The following is a 17,791-nucleotide window of genomic DNA, read 5'->3' as shown; positions in this document are numbered from 1 at the left end:
TTGCCTGCTCTGGCGGTCGCAATCATGGGGCTCGCACTCGGCGCCTGCTCCAGCGGCGGCACCGACAGTTCCTTCACCGGCGGCGGTGGCGGCACCGGAGGTGGCGGCGCCGGACCGGATGCGCCGCAGCCGGCCACCGTCACGGTGCTGACCAGCAGCCCCCAGCTGCCTTCGGCGGGCGGTTCGGAGGTGACCATCACCGCGCTGGTCCGCGACGCGGACAACCGGGTGATGGCGGACCAGCCGGTCGTGTTCTCCTCCACCTCGGGCATCCTGACGGTCAACGAGGTCACCACGCTGGAGAATGGCACGGCGACGGCCTCGCTGGGTACGGCGGGTGACCCCACCAACCGCACCATCAGCGTGTCGGCCGACGTGAACGGCCTGACGGGCAGCGTCGACGTGAACGTGGTGGGCACGACCATCACGCTGCAGGGCCCGGCCAGCCTGGCCCAGGGCGACAGCGCCACCTACAGCGTCGTGCTGGCCGATTCCAACGGCGACGGCATCGCCGGCCAGACCGTGGACGTGGCCTCCTCGAACGGCAATACCCTGGCCTCCAACTCGCTGGTCACGGACAACCTCGGCCAGGCCCAGGTGCAGGTCACCGCCTCGGCCGCCGGCGCGGATACCTTGTCGGCGACGGCGCTCGGCATCACCGACGAAGTGACGCTCACCGTCTCAGACGATTCCTTCGTCATCACGGCACCGGCCTCGGGCACCCAGGTGCCGCTGAACACGCCGGTCACGGTCACGGTCAACTGGACCGTCGGCGGTGTGGCTCAGGCCGGAGAGAGCATCACGTTCTCCACCACCCGCGGCACGCTCTCCGCGGCGTCGGCCACGACCGATGCCAACGGCGACGCCTCGGTCGACCTGCAGGCGTCGAATGCCGGTCCCGCGGTGATCACGGCCACCAACCCGGACGGCACCGAGACGACGGTGCAGATCCAGTTCGTCGCCACCACGGCCGACAGCATCGAGGTGCAGGCGAGCCCGTTCACCGTGGCGCCCAGCGAGCAGAGTTCGATTACCGCGATCGTGCGGGACGCCGCCGGCAACCTCGTGGCCAACAAGGTCGTGGATTTCGGCCTCGACGACGTCACCGGCGGCTCGCTGTCCGCCGGCTCGGCGACCACCAACACCCAGGGCCGGGCCACCGTTTCCTATACGGCCGGCTCCAGCACCAGTGCCAGCAACGGCGTCACCATTACCGCCACCGTGCGGGACACCCCGGCGGTCAGCGGATCGGTCAACCTGACCGTCGCGCAGCTGGAGGTGTTCATCACGCTGGGTACCGGCAACGAGATCAACGAGCCGAACCAGGCCCAGTACCGCAAGGAATACGCGGTTCAGGTGACCGACTCGCAGGGCGCCGGCGTGGCCGACGTGACCGTGCAGATGCGCATCCAGTCGGACGCCTACTACAAGGGCTTCTGGCAGTACGACAGCGTTGCCAGCCAGTGGGTCCAGGTCATCACCGCCGGGCCCTGCGCCGACGAGGACGTCAACCGCAACGGCGTGCTCGATCCGGGTGAGGACAACAACGGCAACGGTACCCTGGAGGCGGGTAACATCGCGACGGTGGCGGCCCAGAGCACCGGCAATGGCACCTTCTCCACGGATCAGAATGGCTTCGGGATTGTCGACGTGATCTATCCCCAGGAGTTCGCCCGCTGGGTGGATGTGACCCTCACCGCCCAGGCGACGGTCCAGGGGACGGAGACCACGGAGACGTCGAAGTTCCGGCTGCCGATCGCGGCGAGCGACGTGACCGACCAGAACACAAACCCGCCGGGCAACCCCAGCCCGTTCGGCCAGTCGAACAGCTGCGCCGATACGCTCTGACCGAGTCATCGAAAAAGCCGGCCTTCGGGCCGGCTTTCTTCTTTCCGGGCGGCAATCTTGAGTGACGGCACCAGGATATTTCTCGTAGGCCCCATGGGCGCGGGGAAGTCTGCGGTCGGCCGCGCGCTGGCCCGGGCCCTGAAGCTCGAATTCGTGGACACCGACGACGAGATCGAGCGGCGCACCGGTGTCGACATCCCCTTCATCTTCGAGAAGGAGGGCGAGGCGGGTTTCCGCAAGCGCGAAGCGGCGGTCGTCGACGAACTCACCGCGCGGCCGGACCTGGTGCTGGCCACCGGCGGCGGCGTGGTAGGAGACCCGGACAACCGCCGGCATCTGGCTGCGCGGGGCACGGTGGTCTACCTCCACGCCACGGTGGCGCAGCAACTGGAGCGCACCCGCCGGGGCCGCGAGCGGCCCATGCTGGCCGCAGGCGATCCGGAAGAGACACTCGGCCGGCTGTTCGCCGAACGCGACCCCCTGTACCGGGAGATCGCCGACCTGGTGATCGAGACCGACGGCCGCCGGGTCCACCACGTGGTCGCGGACATCCGCAGCCGGCTGTGACCGGCCCCGACGGCGCTTGATTCTGCCGCCGGCGCCCGGCAACTTAGGCGCTCTGCCGGCATCAGGAGCCGCCTTCCGTGACAGACCCCGAGACGCTCACTGTGCAGCTGGGCGCCAGAAGCTACCCGATCGTCGTCGGCCAGGGCCTGCTCGATGATCCCGGTGTGCTCGCCGCCCGCTTGCGCGGGCCGGATGCGGTGGTGGTGACCAACGACGTGGTGAGCCCGCTGTACCTGGATGCCGCGCGGCGCGCCCTCGGGGATCGGCTGGCCGCCGTGCACGTGCTGCCGGACGGCGAAGCGCACAAGGATCTGGGCCAGGTCGCCTCGATCATCGACACGATGGTGGATGCGGGCGCCAACCGGGATACGACCGTGGTGGCGCTGGGCGGCGGCGTCGTGGGCGACATGGCCGGTTTCGCGGCGGCCTGCTATCAGCGGGGCGTGGACTTCATCCAGGTGCCGACCACGCTGCTGGCCCAGGTGGATTCGTCGGTGGGCGGCAAGACCGGCGTCAACCACCCCCGGGGCAAGAACCTGATCGGCGCTTTCCATCAGCCGACCTTCGTGCTGATCGACCTCACCACCCTGGATACCCTGCCGGACCGGGAGCTGGCCGCCGGCCTCGCCGAGGTCATCAAATACGGCCTGCTGGGCGACGCTACCTTCTTCGGCTGGCTCGAGGACAATATGGCGGCGCTACGGCGCCGCGACAAAAGGGCGCTGCAGCAGGCGGTGCGCCGCTGCTGCGAGATGAAGGCCGCCATCGTGGCGGCGGACGAGCGCGAGGCGGGCCAGCGGGCGCTCCTGAATCTGGGCCATACTTTCGGCCACGCCATAGAATCGGTCACCGGTTACGGCGAGTGGCTGCACGGCGAGGCGGTGGCGGCGGGCATGGCGATGGCGGCCCGCGCCAGCGGCCTGGCCGGGGCCGATCTCGACCGCATCGGCGATCTGATCGCGGCGGCCGGGCTGCCAGTGGCGCCGCCGCCGGTGGGTGCCGCGCGTCTGCGCGAGGCGATGCAGCTCGACAAGAAGGTGCAGGCCGGACGGCTGCGGCTGGTGCTGCTGCGCCGTATCGGCGAGGCGTACGTGACCGCGGACTTCTCCGGTCAGGCGCTGGTCGAAGCGCTGGCGCCCGCCGACACAGAGGGAGGCTGAGGGCATGTCCGGCACGATGGAATACGTGGACATGGAGCGGGCAGACGACGGCCTGCTGCCGGGGGCAGCGCGCGAGTCGGAGAGCCCGGGCCGCCGCCACGACGAGCCGCCACCGGTCTACCGCGGCGAGTACCAGCGCGACCGCGACCGCATCATCCATGCCAGCGCCTTCCGCCGCCTGGTCTACAAGACCCAGGTGTTCGTAAACCACGAGGGGGACCTGTACCGCACGCGGCTCACCCACTCGCTGGAGGTCGCCCAGATCGCCCGCAGCGTGGCTCATACGCTCGGGCTCAACGAGACCCTGGCCGAGGCCATCTGCCTGGCCCACGATCTCGGCCACACGCCATTCGGCCACGCGGGGCAGGATGCGCTGAACGAGTGCATGCGCGACTACGGCGGTTTCGAGCACAATCTGCAGTCGCTGCGCGTGGTCGATGAACTGGAGGAGAAGTACGCGGAGTTCGCCGGCCTGAACCTCATGTACGAGACGCGGGAGGGCATACTGAAGCACTGCTCCGCCCGCCACGCCCGGGACCTCGGGGAACTCGGGCGGCGCTTCCTGGAGCGCCGTCAGCCGGGCCTGGAAGCCCAGCTCGCGAATCTCGCCGACGAGATCGCCTATAACAACCACGACGTGGACGACGGCCTGCGCGCCGGCCTGCTGGGCGTGGACATGCTGCGGGCGGAGCCGCTGTTCGCCGCGCAGCATGACGAAGTGCTGGCACGCTATCCCGGTCTGGACGGCCGGCGCCTGATCCACGAGGTGATCCGGCGCATGATCAACCGGGTGGTCACCGACCTCATCCGGGAGACCGCCGGGCGGCTGCGTTCCGCGAACCCCCGCTCCATCGACGAGGTGCGCAACCACGAGGGGCCGCTGGTGGCCTTCGGCGACGAGATCCGGGAGCAGCACCTGTCGCTGAAGCGATTCCTGCACGCGAACCTGTACCGCCATCACCGGGTGCTGGGCATGACGCTGAAGGCACGACGGGTCGTCGAGGCCCTGTTCGCCGCCTACATGGACGAGCCGCGGCTCATGCCCGCCGAGTTCGCCACTGCGGCGCGCTGCGCCGGCCGGGAGCATGGCGACGCCGCCCGCGCCCGGGTGGTGGCGGACTACGTCGCCGGCATGACCGACCGCTACGCCATCGCGGAGCACGAGCGGCTCACCGACCCCGCCGTCGGCAATACCTGAGCCGCGTCCCCGGCCGCTCGGAGCGGTGATAGAATGCACGCCCGCAGCCGAGGGGACACCGTGACCGAGCAGAGCATCGTAAACATGGCAGCCAGGGACAGACTGATATTCGCACTCGATGTGCCGGACGTCGGCGCCGCCCGGCGGCTCGCGGAAGAACTCGGCGACAGTGTCTCGTTCTACAAGATCGGCCTCGAACTCGCCATGAGCGGCGGCTACTTCGAGCTGGCCGACTGGCTGATCGAGCGGGACAAGAAGGTCTTCCTCGACGTGAAGCTGTTCGACGTGCCGGCGACGGTGGGGGCGGCGGTGCGCAACCTCGCGGCCCGCGGCGCCACCTTCGCCACGGTGCACGGCAACCAGTCCATCATGGAGGCCGCGGCCGAGAACAAGGGCTCCCTGAAGGTACTGGCGGTGACGGTGCTGACCAGTCTGGACCGCGGCGACCTGGACGATCTCGGCTTCGACTGCGACGTGGAGGAGCTGGTGCTGTCCCGGGCCCGGCGCGCCTTCGAGGCCGGCTGCGACGGGGTGATCTCCTCCGGGCTGGAGGTGCCGCGCCTGCGCGAACACGTGGACAATCGGCTGCTGGTGGTGACGCCCGGCATCCGGCCGGTCGACAACCGCCCCGCGGACGACCAGAAGCGGGTGGTCAGCGTCGAGCAGGCCTTCGCCAACGGCGCCGATCACATCGTCGTCGGCCGTCCCATCCGGGACGCCGATTCCCCGCGGGCTGCCGCGGAAGCCATACAGACCACCATCGCCGGCCTGTTCCCGGCGGAGTAGATTGATGAGCGAACTCGAGAACGATCTGTTGCTGCGCGCCCTGCTGCGCGAGCCCGTGCCGCGCACGCCGGTGTGGATGATGCGCCAGGCGGGCCGTTACCTGCCCGAATACCGCGCCACCCGGGCGCAGGCCGGGGATTTCATGGCCCTGTGCTCAAACCCGGAGCTTGCCTGCGAGGTGACGCTGCAGCCGCTGGAGCGCTACCCGCTGGATGCCGCCATCCTGTTCTCCGACATCCTCACGGTACCGGACGCGATGGGCTGCGGCCTGTACTTCGAAGCCGGCGAGGGACCGAAGTTCGAGCACCCGGTGCGCACGCCGGCCCAGATCGAGCAGCTGGCGGTGCCCGACGTCGAGGAGAAACTCGGCTACGTCATCGACGCCGTCCGGGTGATCCGCCGGGAACTGGCCGGCCGGGTGCCGCTGATCGGTTTCTCCGGCAGCCCCTGGACGGTGGCCACCTACATGGTCGAGGGCGGCAGCAGCAAGAACTTCGCCCGCATCAAGGGCCTGCTCTACGACCGTCCCGACCTGACGGAGCTGCTGCTGAACAAACTGGCCGACACCACCCGGGACTACCTGAATGCCCAGATCCGGGCCGGTGCCCAGGCGGTGATGATCTTCGATACCTGGGGCGGCGTGCTGACGCCGGATACCTACCGGCGTTTCTCGCTGGCGGCGATGCAGCGGGTGATGGACGGGCTCGAGCGCGAGCAGGATGGCCGCCGCGTTCCCGTTGTGCTGTTCACGAAGAACGCCGGCCCGCTGCTCGCCGACATGGCGGAGACCGGCTGCGACGGCCTCGGCGTGGACTGGACCACGGACCTCGCCGATGCGCGCCGCTATACCGGCGACAAGGTGGCGCTGCAGGGCAACCTGGATCCGTCCATCCTCTACGCCGGGCCAGAGGCGATCGCCGAGGCAGTCGCCGGCGTCCTCGCCAGCTACGGCAAGGGCCCCGGCCACGTGTTCAACCTGGGCCACGGCATCCACCCGGACATCGATCCGGAGCACGTCAGTGCCATGCTCGAGGCCGTGCACAGGCTGAGTCCCCAATACCATTGAACGAGTCCCATTGAACCCGCTCCGCTGAACGCGGAATCCTGACGGGAGCGCCGCCGCGGCAGGGATACCGCGGCCCCGCACCCGGGCGCAGAAGAGCCATGGAAGCGACGCTGTCAGACGGTCTCGACGCGCTGCGCGCTGAGCGCCTTCGCCGCATGAAGCGGGTGGCCGCCGGCCTGCTGGTGGCCATGGTCGTCCTTTATGTCGTCACCGGTTTCGGCGAAGAGCACTACCCGTGGCTGGGCTACGTGCGAGCCTTCGCCGAGGCGGCGACCGTCGGCGCCCTGGCCGACTGGTTCGCGGTCACGGCGCTGTTCCGCCATCCGCTCGGCCTTCCAATCCCTCACACGGCGATCATCTCCCGGCGCAAGGACGACATCGGCGCAAGCCTGGCCGGCTTCGTGGAGACCCATTTCCTGACCGCCGAGGCGCTGGCACCGCGGCTCGAGAAGGCGGACTTCGCCCAGGGCATGGGCCGCTGGCTCGCCACCCCCGGCAACGCCGACCGGCTCACCCAGGACCTGTCGGTGATCCTCGGCCGGGTACTCGCCAGCACCGACAACCGGCTGCTGCGCGACCTGGTGAAGTCGAACCTCCAGCGCGCCCTCAGCGAGACCCGGCTGACGCCGACGGTCGGCCAGCTCCTCGATCTGCTGCTCCTGCAGGACCCGGACCAGACGGTGATAAACGGCCTGGTCGGCCTCGCCCGCACCCAGCTCGACGAGAACCGGCTCCAGCTGCGCCAGCACATCGGCGAGCGCACGCCCTGGTGGCTGCCAAATTTCGTCGACGAGCAGATCTACCGCCGCATGGTCGCCGAGATCGAGGAAGTGCTAACCGGCATCACCGCCAGCGACACGGATACCGAGGCCCGCCAGCGTCTGCGGCGTACCCTGGAGGAGCTGGTGGCCTCGCTGAAGACCGACGAGGCGCTGATCGAGCGCGGCGAGGAGATAAAGCACCGGCTGCTGAAACACCCGTCGCTGAAGCGCTATCTCTCGGGCGTGGTGGCCGACGTGAACCGGTTCCTGGAGGAGGAGGCGGCCGATCCGGAGTCGGGCATGCGCCGGCGCATCGCCGAATCGCTGGCCGGCGCGGGAGACACCCTGGCGGCCAACCCGGGGCTGCGCCAGGAGCTGGACAGCTGGTTCCGGGACACCATGCTCTACATGGTGACCCGCTACCGGACCAACATCTCCTCGATCATCAGCGAGACCATCTCCGGCTGGGACGCCGAAGCCACCGCCCGGCGCATCGAACTGCACGTCGGGCGCGACCTGCAGTTCATCCGCATCAACGGCACGCTGGTGGGCGGACTCGTCGGGCTGACCCTCTACACGCTCTGGCAGTTCGTCAGCTGAAAACCGAGCCGCCGGCGGCGTCTCGAGCTAGGCTTCGTGCTCCTCGTCGCGGAGCGCGCGCCGGAGTATCTTGCCCACGTTGGTCTTCGGCAGCTCGTTACGGAACTCGACTACCTTCGGCACCTTGTAGCCCGTGAGGTTCTCGCGGCAGTGGGCGATGATGGCCTTCTCGGTCAGCGCCGGGTCCTTGCGCACCACGAACACCTTCACCACCTCGCCGGCGCGCTCGTCGGGCTGGCCGACGGCCGCCACCTCCAGCACGCCGTCCATGTCGGCGATCACCTCTTCGATCTCGTTCGGGTACACGTTGAAGCCGGAGACCAGGATCATGTCCTTCTTGCGGTCTTCGATATAGACGTAGCCGCGGTCGTCAATGCGGCCCATGTCGCCCGTCCGGAACCAGCCTCCGTCGAGCATCACCTTCTCGGTCTCCTCCGGGTGGTTCCAGTAGCCTTCCATCACCTGCGGCCCGCGGATGCAGATCTCGCCGACCTCGCCGGTGGGTACCTCGTCGCCCTTGTCGTCGCGGATGCTGACCTCCGTGGAGGAGATGGGCAGGCCGATGGAGCCGTTGAACGCGGCGTCGTCGGTGATGGGGTTGATGACCGCGGCCGGGGACGTCTCGGTGAGCCCGTAGGCCTGGGTCAGCGTATTGCCTGTCACCTCCTTCCAGCGCCGGGCCACCGGTTCCTGCACGGCCATGCCGCCGCCCACCGTGATCTGCAGGCTGCTGAAGTCGAGCTCGGCGAAGCCCGGGGTGTTCAGGAGCGCGCTGAACAGGGTGTTGACGCCGGTGAAATAGGTGAAGGGATATTTGCCCAGCTCCTTCACGAAACCCTGGAAGTCGCGCGGGTTCGGAATCAGGATGTTGTGGCCGCCCAGTTTCATGATGCCGAGGCAGTTACCCTCCAGCGAGAAGATGTGATAGAGCGGCAGTGCCGTAATGGCGACGACGTCCTGGTCCGGGTCCAGCTTTGCGCCCAGCCAGGCGGTGGACTGCTCCACGTTGTAGACCAGGTTGCGGTGGCTCAGCATCGCGCCCTTGGCCACACCCGTCGTCCCGCCCGTGTACTGCAGGAAGGCGAGATCGCCGAGGTCGATGTCCGGCGGCTGGAAAACCAGGCTGCCGCCGCCGTAGAGGGCGTCGCGGAAGGACACGGCATCGGGCAGGTCGTAGGGCGGTACCTGCTTCTTGATCCGTTTCACCACGAAATTGACGATATGGCGTTTCGGCGTGCCGAACAGGTCGCCGATCGAGGTCGTGACCACCGTCTCGACGGGGGTCTCGCCGATTACCTTCTCGAGGGTCGTGGCGAAATTCTCCAGTATCACTATGGCCCGTGCGCCGGAGTCCCTGAGCTGGTGCTCCAGTTCCCGCGGGGTGTAGAGCGGGTTCACGTTGACGATCACCAGCCCGGCCCTGAGTGCCGCGCAGAGCATCACGGGGTACTGCAGGATGTTCGGCAGCATGATCGCGATGCGATCGCCCTTCGACAGTCCCGCCCGCTCCTGCAGCCAGGCCGCCATGTGCCGGGACAGGCGGTCCAGGTCCGTGTAGCTCAGGGTGACGTCCATGCAGGTGTAGGCGGGCCGGCCGCCGTACTCCTTGAAACTCGTCTCGATCAGGTCCCGGAGCGAGCGGAAGCCACCGTTGTCCACTTCCGCCGGCACGCCCGGCGCGTACTCCTTCAGCCAGAATTTCTCCACGGAATCCCCCTCGTGTGGCCGGCGCACCGCGGGCGCCGGGGAGAATGTGTCATTGGACTACCTATACACGGGGCCGGACAGGCGGGCAAGCGGGTGCCGGGCTTCGGCCCGCCATCACTCCGCCAGCGCCGCCGAGACCGCCGGCCAGGCGTTATCCAGCATCAGCGGCTGGGCCTCGGCGTTGGGGTGGATGCCGTCGGCCTGCATGAGCCCGTCATCCAGGGCAACGCCGTCCAGGAAGAACTCCACCCATTCCAGGTCGTAGGTCTCGGCCAGCTCGCCGTACAGGGCATGGAAGCTCTCGGCGTAGCGGGGCCCGTAGTTGACCGGGATGCGCATGCCGAGCAGCACCACCTCGGCGCCGGCCTCCCGGCTCTGCTCGATCATGGCCTCGAAGTTGGATCGCACCACGTCCAGGGGCAGCCCGCGCAGCCCGTCGTTGCCGCCGAGCTCGATGATCACCAGCTCCGGCTCGTGGCGCGTGAGCGCCGGGCCGAGGCGCGCCAGTCCGCCGGAGGTGGTGTCGCCGCTCACGCTGGCGTTGACGACCCGATGCCCGTACCCTTCCTGCGCGAGCCGCGAGGCCAGCAGCGACACCCAGGATTCCTCCACCGTGAGGCCGTAGCCGGCGCTGAGGCTGTCGCCCAGCACCAGAACGGTGGGCGGCGGCGCGTCTGCGATATGGCTCCGGGCAGTGTCCGCCAGGGCGATATCCGCGAGGGAAACATCCGCAATGGCCGGTACGCCGAATACCAGCAGCAGGGTCAGGAAGAGCTTCTTCATGTCAGTGGATTCGAATGCGGCGCTCGTCGCCGAGCATCTCAGCAAAAAGGTTACCAGTCCGGAAGGAAGTCTGACCATTCTGGACGACGTCAGTTTCGCCATCGGCCGTGCGGAGTCGGTGGCGATCGTCGGTCCGTCGGGCGCCGGCAAGTCCACGCTGCTGGCCCTGCTCGCCGGTCTGGACACGCCCACGTCCGGCCGGGTGTGGCTGGAGGGCCGGGAGCTCTCGGCGCTGGACGAGGACGGCCGCGCCGCGGTGCGCGCCGCCCGCGTGGGCTTCGTCTTCCAGTCGTTCCACCTGGTGCCCTCGCTCACGGCCATCGAGAACGTGATGCTGCCGATGGAGCTCGACGGGGCCGAGGATGCCCGGGAGCGGGCCGCAGCCATCCTCGCCGAGGTGGGCCTGGCCGCCCGCAAGGGCCATTACCCGAATCAGCTCTCGGGCGGGGAGAAGCAGCGGGTGGCCATCGCCCGCGCCTTCGCTACGAATCCGGCCGTACTGTTCGCCGACGAGCCCACCGGCAACCTGGACGCGGCCACCGGCGAGCGCATCATCGACCTGCTGTTCCGTCTGAACAGCGAGTCGGAGGCGACGCTGGTGCTCGTCACCCACGACGAGCCGCTGGCCGGGCGCTGCGACCGCCGCCTGTCGCTGGAGGCGGGACGCCTGGTCGGGCAGTGATGAAGACTGTCGCGTTTGCGTTCACGGCGCTCCGGCGCGAGGCGCGCTCCGGCGAGCTGATCGTGCTGGCTGCCGCGCTGGCCATCGCGGTGACCTCCCTCACGGCGATCGGGTTCCTCACCGACCGCATCGCCCAGGCGGTGTCCCTGCAGGCCGCCGAGGTACTTGCCGCCGACATCCGGCTGCGCTCGGCCCGGGAGATGGACGAGGCACCCCTCGCCTCCGCCCGGGAACTGGGGCTGGAGACGGCCGAGACGCTGACCTTTCCGAGCGTGGTGTTCGCCGGCGAGCGTAATGCGCTGGCGACCATCAAGGCCGTCGGGCCGGGCTATCCCCTGCGCGGCGCCGTGCGCATCGCCGACGAGATCTTCGGCGCCGAGCGCACCGTCGACGGCCTGCCGCCGCCGGGCACCGTGTGGGCCGACGACGCGCTGCTCGCCCGCATCGGCGCCCGGGTAGGCGACCGGGTTGAGGTGGGCGCGTCCACGCTGACGGTGGATGCCGTGCTGACCTACCGCCCCGACCAGACGCCCGGCTTCGCCGGCCTCGCGCCCAGCCTGCTGATGAACCTCGACGAGGTGCCCGCGACCGGCCTGGTGCAGACCGGCAGCCGGGTGAGCCACGCGCAGCTGTTCGCCGGCGACCGGGAGGCGGTGCGCCGCTTCGTCGCGGAGTGGCTGGACCGGCTGCCCGACACGGTGCGGCTCGAGGACCGGGGCGATGCGGGCGAGGAGCTGAACGCGGCAGTCGAGCGGGCCGGGCGATTCCTCTCGCTGGCCTCGCTGGTGAGCCTGCTGTTGTCGGCCGTCGCCGTGGCCATGTCCGGTCGGCGCTATGCGGAACGGCGGCTGGATTCGGTGGCCCTGATGAAGAGCCTGGGCGCGTCCCAGTCGTTCATATTCCGGGTCTCGCTGTTGCAGCTTCTGATGATCGGGCTGGCCGCCGGCCTGGTCGGCGCGGGCATAGGTTTCGTGGCCGAAAGCGGGCTGTCGCGGCTGCTCGCCGGCCTCATCGGCAGCGACCTGCCGGCGCCCTCGCTGACGCCGGTGGCGCTCGGGGTGGGTACGTCGCTGATATTGCTGCTCGGCTTCGCGTTGCCTTCGCTGATGCGCCTGAAGAGCACGCCGCCGCTGCGCGTGCTGCGCCGGGACATGACGCCGCCGCCCCCCGCCGCCTGGCTCACCACGCTGGCCGCGCTCGGTGCGCTGACGGGGCTGGTCTACTGGGCGGTGCGCGACGTCGCCTTGCTGGTGCTGGTACTCGGCGGTACGGCGGTCATAGCCGCCGTGCTCTATCTGGCCGGGCGTCTGCTGGTGCTCGCCCTGTCGCGGATGCGGGGCCGGGTGGGCGTCGCCTGGCGCTACGGACTCGCGAACGTCGCCCGCCGCGGCGGCGACAGCGCGGTACAGGTGGTGGCATTCGGCCTCGGGCTGATGGTCCTGCTGCTGTTGACCCTCGTGCGCAACGACCTGCTGGCCGGCTGGCGCGCCACCCTGGACGAGGACGCGCCGAACCACTTCCTGATCAACACCCAGCCGGACGACCGGGCGAGCGTAGCCGACATCCTCCGCGGCGCCGGCATCGAGGAGCCGGAGTTCGTGCCGCTGGTGCGCGCCCGGCTGACGGCCATCAACGGTACGCCCATCGGCGAGATTAGTTTCGAGGACGAGCGGGGCCGGGGCATGTCGGAGCGGGAGCAGAACCTGTCGTTCACCGGCGAGCTCTCCGCCAGCAACCGGGTGGTGGCGGGCAGCTGGTGGCCGCCCGGCTACGACGGTCCGCCGCTGGTGTCCATGGAAGCGGATGCCGCCGAGGAGCTGGGCGTGGGGCTCGGCGACGAGCTGTCCTACCTGGTGGCGGGCGAGCCCCTCACCGCCGAAGTGGCGAGTATTCGCGAGATCCAGTGGGATTCCTTCGAGCCCAACTTCTTCATGGTGCTCTCGCCGGGGGCGCTGGAGGGCTACCCGAAGACCTATATCTCCAGCTTCTACATCGACCCGGACAGCAAGGGCGTGCTGCTGGAGCTGGTGCGCAGCCATCCCAGTATCTCGGTCATCGACATCCAGGCGCTCATCGCACAGGTGCGGGGCGTCATCGACAAGGCGGCACTGGCGGTGCAGTACGTCTTCCTGTTCACCCTGCTGGCCGGGCTGGTCGTGCTGTTCGCTGCGGTCCAGGCCACCCTGGACGAACGCCGCTACGAGAGCGCTCTGCTGCGCACCTTCGGCGCGAAGCGCCGGACGGTGATGGCGGGTCTCGCCTCGGAGTTCCTGGCGCTCGGCCTGCTCGCCGGCATATTCGCAGCGGCCGGCGCGACGGTCCTCGGCATGCTCGCGGCAAAACGGCTGTTCGACCTGGACTACACCGTGGATCCGGTGCTGTGGGTGGCCGGGATGGTCGCCGGCATGCTGCTGGTGGGCATCAGCGGCACGCTGGCCGCCCGCGGTGCGGTGAACGCGCCGCCGGTCAACACGCTGCGCCGCGCCTGATTACTCTTTCTTTCCTGGCCGCCCTGCGGGGGTATCCATCTTGCTCCCGACAAAAGGTCGCGACTCTGGTCCACCCGATGCCGGGCCAACGTCAAAAGAAGGCGGGATCGGGCCTGAAGGCCCTCCTACATGGCTTACACCGATTTGAGGGCCTCGAGGGCTTCCTTGCGGGACTGCTTCAGGTCCACGATCGGCCGGGGGTAGTCTTCGCCAGGCTTGAAACCGATGCGGCGGGCCTCGTCAGCCGGCAGCTTCCAGGGCTCGTGGACGTAGCGGTCAGGCAGGTTCTCCAGTTCCGGGACCCAGCGGCGCACGTAGCTGCCGTTGCCGTCGAAGCGCTCGCCCTGGCGTACCGGGTTGAAGATGCGGAAATAGGGCGCGGCGTCGGCGCCGCAGCCCGCCGACCATTGCCAGCCCATGGTGTTGTTGGCCAGATCGGCATCCACCAGCGTGTCCCAGAACCAGCGTGCGCCCTCCAGCCAGTGCAGGCGTATGTTCTTCACCAGCAGCGAAGCGACGATCATACGCACCCGGTTGTGCATCCAGCCGGTGTGCCACAGCTCCCGCATGCCGGCATCGACGACGGGTATGCCGGTGCGGCCCCGCTGCCAGGCCTCCAGCATGTCCTCGCCATCCTGCCGCCAGGGGAAGTCCCGGTACTTCTCGTACAGTGGCTCGTTGGTCGTGCGCGGGAAATGGTAGAGCACGTGGTGGGCGAACTCCCGCCAGCCGAGTTCGCGCAGCCAGGCCTCGGTGCCGTCGGGATAATCCTCCGCCCGGGCCGCGATGCGGTGCCAGGCATGGCGGGGGGAAATCTCGCCGAAGTGGAAGTGGGGTGAGAGCCGGGAGACGCCGTCCACGGCCGGGATGTCCCGGGTCTCGTCATAGTCGCGCAGCGCGCCGTCGGCGAAGGTCTCCAGGCGCCGTCGGCCGCCGGCCTCGCCCGGAGTCCAGTGCTCGCGGAAGCCTCCCGCCCAGTCGATGCGCGGCAGATAGCCGAGTTCGGCGAGGTCCAGCGAGCCGGGCCAGGAATCCGGCGGCCGCGCAGTGTGCGGCGCCTCCAGCGCCTCCGGCGGCGGCAGCTCCTGCCGGGCCCGCCGCCAGAAGGGCGTGAATACACGGTAGGGGTCGCCGCTGCCGGTGGCGATCTCCCAGGGCTCCAGCAACAGCGCCGCCTTCTCGCTGCGGGCGCGGATGCCGGACTCGGCCAGCCCCTCCTTCACACGGCTGTCCCGCTCTACGAGGTGGGGGTCATAGAGGCGGTTCCAGTACACCGCGTCGGCTCCGGTGTCGCCGGCGAGTTTGCGCAGCACGGCCAGCGGTTCGCCGCGGCGGATGACCAGCCGGCTGCCCTTCCGACGCAGCGCTTCGTCCAGCGCGGTCAGGCTGTGATGCAGCCACCAGCGCGAGGCGGCGCCGTGCGCCCACTCGCCCTCGTCATCGTCGTGGATGAAGACGGGGACGACGGTTTCGTTCTCGTCCACCGCGCGGCGAAGGGCCGGGTTGTCCGAAAGCCTCAGGTCCCGGCGGAACCAGACGAGCGCAGTGCCGGCCGACACTCAGTTCACCCGGTTGCGGGATTCGCCGGCCAGCCAGGCACGGGCGTTGGCGGCGAGTTCCTCGATGGCGCGCTGCCGGGACTCCCGGGCCGCCCAGGCAATGTGGGGGGTGAGGATCAGGTTGTCGCCCCGGTAGTCGAGCAGCGGGTCGCCGTCCACCGGCGGCTCCTGGGGCAGCACGTCGATGCCGGCGCCCGCGATGCGCCCGTCGGCGAGTGCCGCCGCCAGTGCGCCGGTGTCCACCAGCGCGCCGCGGGCGGTGTTGATCAGCACCGCATCCGGCTTCATGCGGTCCAGTTCGCCGGCGCCGATCATTCCCCGGTTATCTTCCGTGAGCGGGCAATGCAGGCTGAGCACGTCGGCCTCCGTGAGCACCTCCTCGAAAGGCCGGCGGCCCCGCCGCAGGGAGTCCGCGCCCGGGCGTTCGCTGATCAGCACCTCCATCCCCAGCGCCTCGCCCATGCGGGCTACGCCGCGGCCGAGCGCGCCGTAGCCGACGATGCCGAGACGCCTGCCGGCCAGTTCCCGGATGGAATAGTCGAGCAGGCAGAAATTGCCCGCCTGCTGCCAATCGCCGGCGGCGACCAGCGCCGTGTACTCGGCGAGCCGGTGGGTGAGCGAGAGCATGACGCCCATGACGTGCTGCACCACGGACTGGGTGCAGTAGTCGCGGATGTTCGCGACGACGACGCCCCGCTCGCCAGCCGCCTCGAGGTCGATGTTGTCCACGCCCGTGGCGGTGAGACCCACGAAGCCCAGCCGGTTCGCGCTCTCGATCTCGGCACGGCCCAGCTTCACCTTGTTCAGGAAGACCAGTCTGGCGTCTGCAATGCGGCGGCCGACCTCTTCGGGCTCGGTGGCGCCGTGGACCTCCAGGCTGCCGCCGACCGCGTCCGCCAGCGGGGCGATGTCCAGGTCGCCGGCACCCATCGTGTCCAGGTCGAGGAATACGGCGTCGGCTTTGGGGCTATTGCTCATTGTGATGGCCGGGCGAAAACGATTAGTTTAGCAACCGTGGCCCGATCCGAGGCCAGCGAGAGGCGGAGCCAGTGGCACAGGGAATTGGACGGAGCACTGACAGCGGTAGCGGTACTTCCGGGTCGGCCGGGACGGGCACGGGCGTGAAACCGTTCTGGGAGACGACGCCGCTGGCGGCGATGACCCGCGAACAGTGGGAGTCGCTATGCGACGGCTGCGGGCGCTGCTGCCTGCACAAGCTGGAGGACATCGACACCGGCGAGGTGCGCTACACCCGGGTGGCCTGCCGGCTGCTGGAACTCGGCAACTGCCGCTGCTCGGACTACGCGAACCGCTCCGAGCGCGTGCCCGACTGTCTCGTGATGAGCCCGGATTCGCTGGACGGGATGGCCTGGCTGCCCCGGTCGTGCGCGTATCGGCGCATCAGCGAGGGCCACGGCCTCGCCTGGTGGCATCCGCTGGTCAGCGGCGATCCGGAGACCGTCCACGAGGCCGGCATCTCCGTGCGTGCCTGGGCCGTGTCCGAGAACGAGCACGGCGAGCCGGATCCGGAGTGCGACATGATCCCCCTGCCCGGCGGGTCCGGGCCCTGACGGGCGCCGCAGGCGGCGCGAGGAGACAGCGATGGCCGATGCCCGATTCATCCCGCTGCCCGCCTACCGGGAGTTCCCCGTCGCCGACATGCGCGACCGGGCGCGGCGCTTCCACGAGGAACTCGAGCGACGGCGCAGCGTGCGGGATTTCTCGTCCCGGGCCGTCCCGCGGCAGATCATCGACGACTGCCTGCGTGCCGCCGGCACCGCGCCCAGCGGCGCCAACCGCCAGCCCTGGCACTTCGTCGTCGTCAGCGGCCCGCAGACCAAGCGCCGCATCCGCGAGGCCGCGGAGGCCGAGGAGCGGGAGTTCTACCAGCGCCGCGCGCCAGAGGAGTGGCTGCAGGCACTGGCGCCGCTGGGCACCGATGCAGAGAAGCCTTTTCTCGAGAAAGCGCCCTACCTGATCGCCGTCTTCGTGCAGAAATACGGTCACCTGGAGGACGGCACCAGGGTGAAGCACTACTACCCCCAGGAGTCCGTGGGTCTCGCCACCGGCATGCTGATCACGGCGTTGCACCACGCCGGCCTGGCCACGCTCACGCACACGCCCAGCCCGATGGGCTTCCTGAACGAGATCCTGGAGCGCCCGAAGCGCGAGCGGCCGTTCCTGCTGCTGGTGACCGGCTACCCCGGCAAGGACGCCCGAGTGCCGGACATCCGCCGCAAGAAGCTGGAAGAGTTCGTCACCTACAACGACGTGTAGGAGGGCCTTCAGGCCCGACCCGGTTTCTTTTGTCGCTGGCCCGCCATCGGGTGGATAAGGCTCGCGGGGACGCTCACTGTGGGAGGGGCTTCAGCCCCGACATTCGCCTGTGATAGCCGAGCGCTGATCGGGGCTGAAGCCCCTCCTACATGCCCATCGAAGCCGTGCCGCATACAGGAAGACCCCGCAACCCTTACCGACCCGCTGACGGGCCCGTAGCCGGTAGGCCTGGCACCAGTCAGAAGGCGTTGCTGACTGGCAGCGCCTTCACGCCACCGCGAGGCGGCCGTCATGCGGGGGTATCCATC

General features: G+C 69.4%; 15 protein-coding genes. 11 read left to right on the top strand and 4 right to left on the bottom strand.

All coding sequences use genetic code 11. The features are described 5' to 3' along the window. Positions 1–24 precede the first annotated feature (24 nt). From ACJMKZ_RS08690 to ACJMKZ_RS08660, 7 genes are all read left to right on the top strand, one after another. Positions 25–1,848, top strand: coding sequence for an Ig-like domain-containing protein (locus ACJMKZ_RS08690; protein WP_405232794.1), 1,824 nt, complete (start codon positions 25–27; stop codon positions 1,846–1,848). A 57-nt stretch (positions 1,849–1,905) separates the two neighbouring features. Further along, the gene (gene aroK / locus ACJMKZ_RS08685; RefSeq protein ID WP_405232793.1) at positions 1,906–2,415 is read left to right on the top strand and encodes a shikimate kinase AroK; all 510 of its coding nucleotides are present in this window, start codon (positions 1,906–1,908) and stop codon (positions 2,413–2,415) included. A gap of 77 nt (positions 2,416–2,492) precedes the next feature. Then, a complete protein-coding gene (aroB, locus tag ACJMKZ_RS08680) occupies positions 2,493–3,575 on the top strand; it encodes a 3-dehydroquinate synthase (protein WP_405232792.1) in 1,083 nt (360 codons plus the stop codon). 4 nt (positions 3,576–3,579) lie between these two features. Beyond that, entirely contained in the window at positions 3,580–4,773 is a 1,194-nt protein-coding gene (locus ACJMKZ_RS08675; protein ID WP_405232791.1) for a deoxyguanosinetriphosphate triphosphohydrolase, read from the top strand. A gap of 84 nt (positions 4,774–4,857) precedes the next feature. Then, positions 4,858–5,559 (top strand): orotidine-5'-phosphate decarboxylase, encoded by a 702-nt coding sequence (gene pyrF / locus ACJMKZ_RS08670; protein ID WP_405233160.1) that lies wholly within the window; start codon positions 4,858–4,860, stop codon positions 5,557–5,559. A 4-nt stretch (positions 5,560–5,563) separates the two neighbouring features. Beyond that, positions 5,564–6,625: a uroporphyrinogen decarboxylase gene (gene hemE / locus ACJMKZ_RS08665; RefSeq protein ID WP_405232790.1), complete on the top strand. Its 1,062-nt coding sequence runs from the start codon at positions 5,564–5,566 to the stop codon at positions 6,623–6,625. A gap of 98 nt (positions 6,626–6,723) precedes the next feature. After that, the gene (locus tag ACJMKZ_RS08660) at positions 6,724–7,986 is read left to right on the top strand and encodes a DUF445 domain-containing protein (RefSeq protein WP_405232789.1); all 1,263 of its coding nucleotides are present in this window, start codon (positions 6,724–6,726) and stop codon (positions 7,984–7,986) included. Between the two features lie 27 nt (positions 7,987–8,013). Here ACJMKZ_RS08660 and ACJMKZ_RS08655 read toward each other — a convergent pair whose 3' ends face one another. Both ACJMKZ_RS08655 and ACJMKZ_RS08650 read right to left on the bottom strand, forming a co-directional pair. After that, positions 8,014–9,693 carry an AMP-binding protein gene (locus ACJMKZ_RS08655; protein ID WP_405232788.1) on the bottom strand — a complete coding sequence of 560 codons (1,680 nt, stop codon included), beginning with the start codon at positions 9,691–9,693 and terminating at the stop codon, positions 8,014–8,016. 114 nt (positions 9,694–9,807) lie between these two features. Further along, the gene (locus tag ACJMKZ_RS08650; RefSeq protein WP_405232787.1) at positions 9,808–10,476 is read right to left on the bottom strand and encodes an arylesterase; all 669 of its coding nucleotides are present in this window, start codon (positions 10,474–10,476) and stop codon (positions 9,808–9,810) included. Between ACJMKZ_RS08650 and ACJMKZ_RS08645 the strand changes: the two genes are divergently transcribed. Both ACJMKZ_RS08645 and ACJMKZ_RS08640 read left to right on the top strand, forming a co-directional pair. Continuing rightward, entirely contained in the window at positions 10,475–11,158 is a 684-nt protein-coding gene (locus tag ACJMKZ_RS08645; protein WP_405232786.1) for an ABC transporter ATP-binding protein, read from the top strand. The genes ACJMKZ_RS08650 and ACJMKZ_RS08645 overlap by 2 nt on opposite strands. After that, on the top strand, positions 11,158–13,647 hold the full coding sequence (locus tag ACJMKZ_RS08640) for an ABC transporter permease (protein ID WP_405232785.1): 2,490 nt from the start codon (positions 11,158–11,160) through the stop codon (positions 13,645–13,647). Before ACJMKZ_RS08645 ends, ACJMKZ_RS08640 begins: the two co-directional genes overlap by 1 nt. A 134-nt stretch (positions 13,648–13,781) precedes the next feature. Here the strand turns inward: ACJMKZ_RS08640 and ACJMKZ_RS08635 are convergent, their stop codons facing one another. Continuing rightward, the gene (locus ACJMKZ_RS08635; protein ID WP_405232784.1) at positions 13,782–15,206 is read right to left on the bottom strand and encodes a cryptochrome/photolyase family protein; all 1,425 of its coding nucleotides are present in this window, start codon (positions 15,204–15,206) and stop codon (positions 13,782–13,784) included. Then, a complete protein-coding gene (locus tag ACJMKZ_RS08630; protein ID WP_405232783.1) occupies positions 15,207–16,184 on the bottom strand; it encodes a D-2-hydroxyacid dehydrogenase in 978 nt (325 codons plus the stop codon). Positions 16,185–16,327: 143 nt separating this feature from the next. On the opposite strand from ACJMKZ_RS08630, the gene ACJMKZ_RS08625 reads away from it, so the two are divergent. Further along, positions 16,328–16,777: a YcgN family cysteine cluster protein gene (locus ACJMKZ_RS08625; RefSeq protein WP_405232782.1), complete on the top strand. Its 450-nt coding sequence runs from the start codon at positions 16,328–16,330 to the stop codon at positions 16,775–16,777. 31 nt (positions 16,778–16,808) lie between these two features. Further along, entirely contained in the window at positions 16,809–17,483 is a 675-nt protein-coding gene (locus ACJMKZ_RS08620; RefSeq protein WP_405232781.1) for a nitroreductase family protein, read from the top strand. Positions 17,484–17,791 lie beyond the last annotated feature (308 nt).

The sequence above is a fragment of the Lentisalinibacter salinarum genome (genome assembly GCF_040706555.1).
GTDB lineage: Bacteria > Pseudomonadota > Gammaproteobacteria > Steroidobacterales > Woeseiaceae > Lentisalinibacter > Lentisalinibacter salinarum.
The sequence above is the reverse complement of the archived record's forward strand: the minus strand, read 5'-3'. Positions and strand labels throughout refer to the sequence as shown.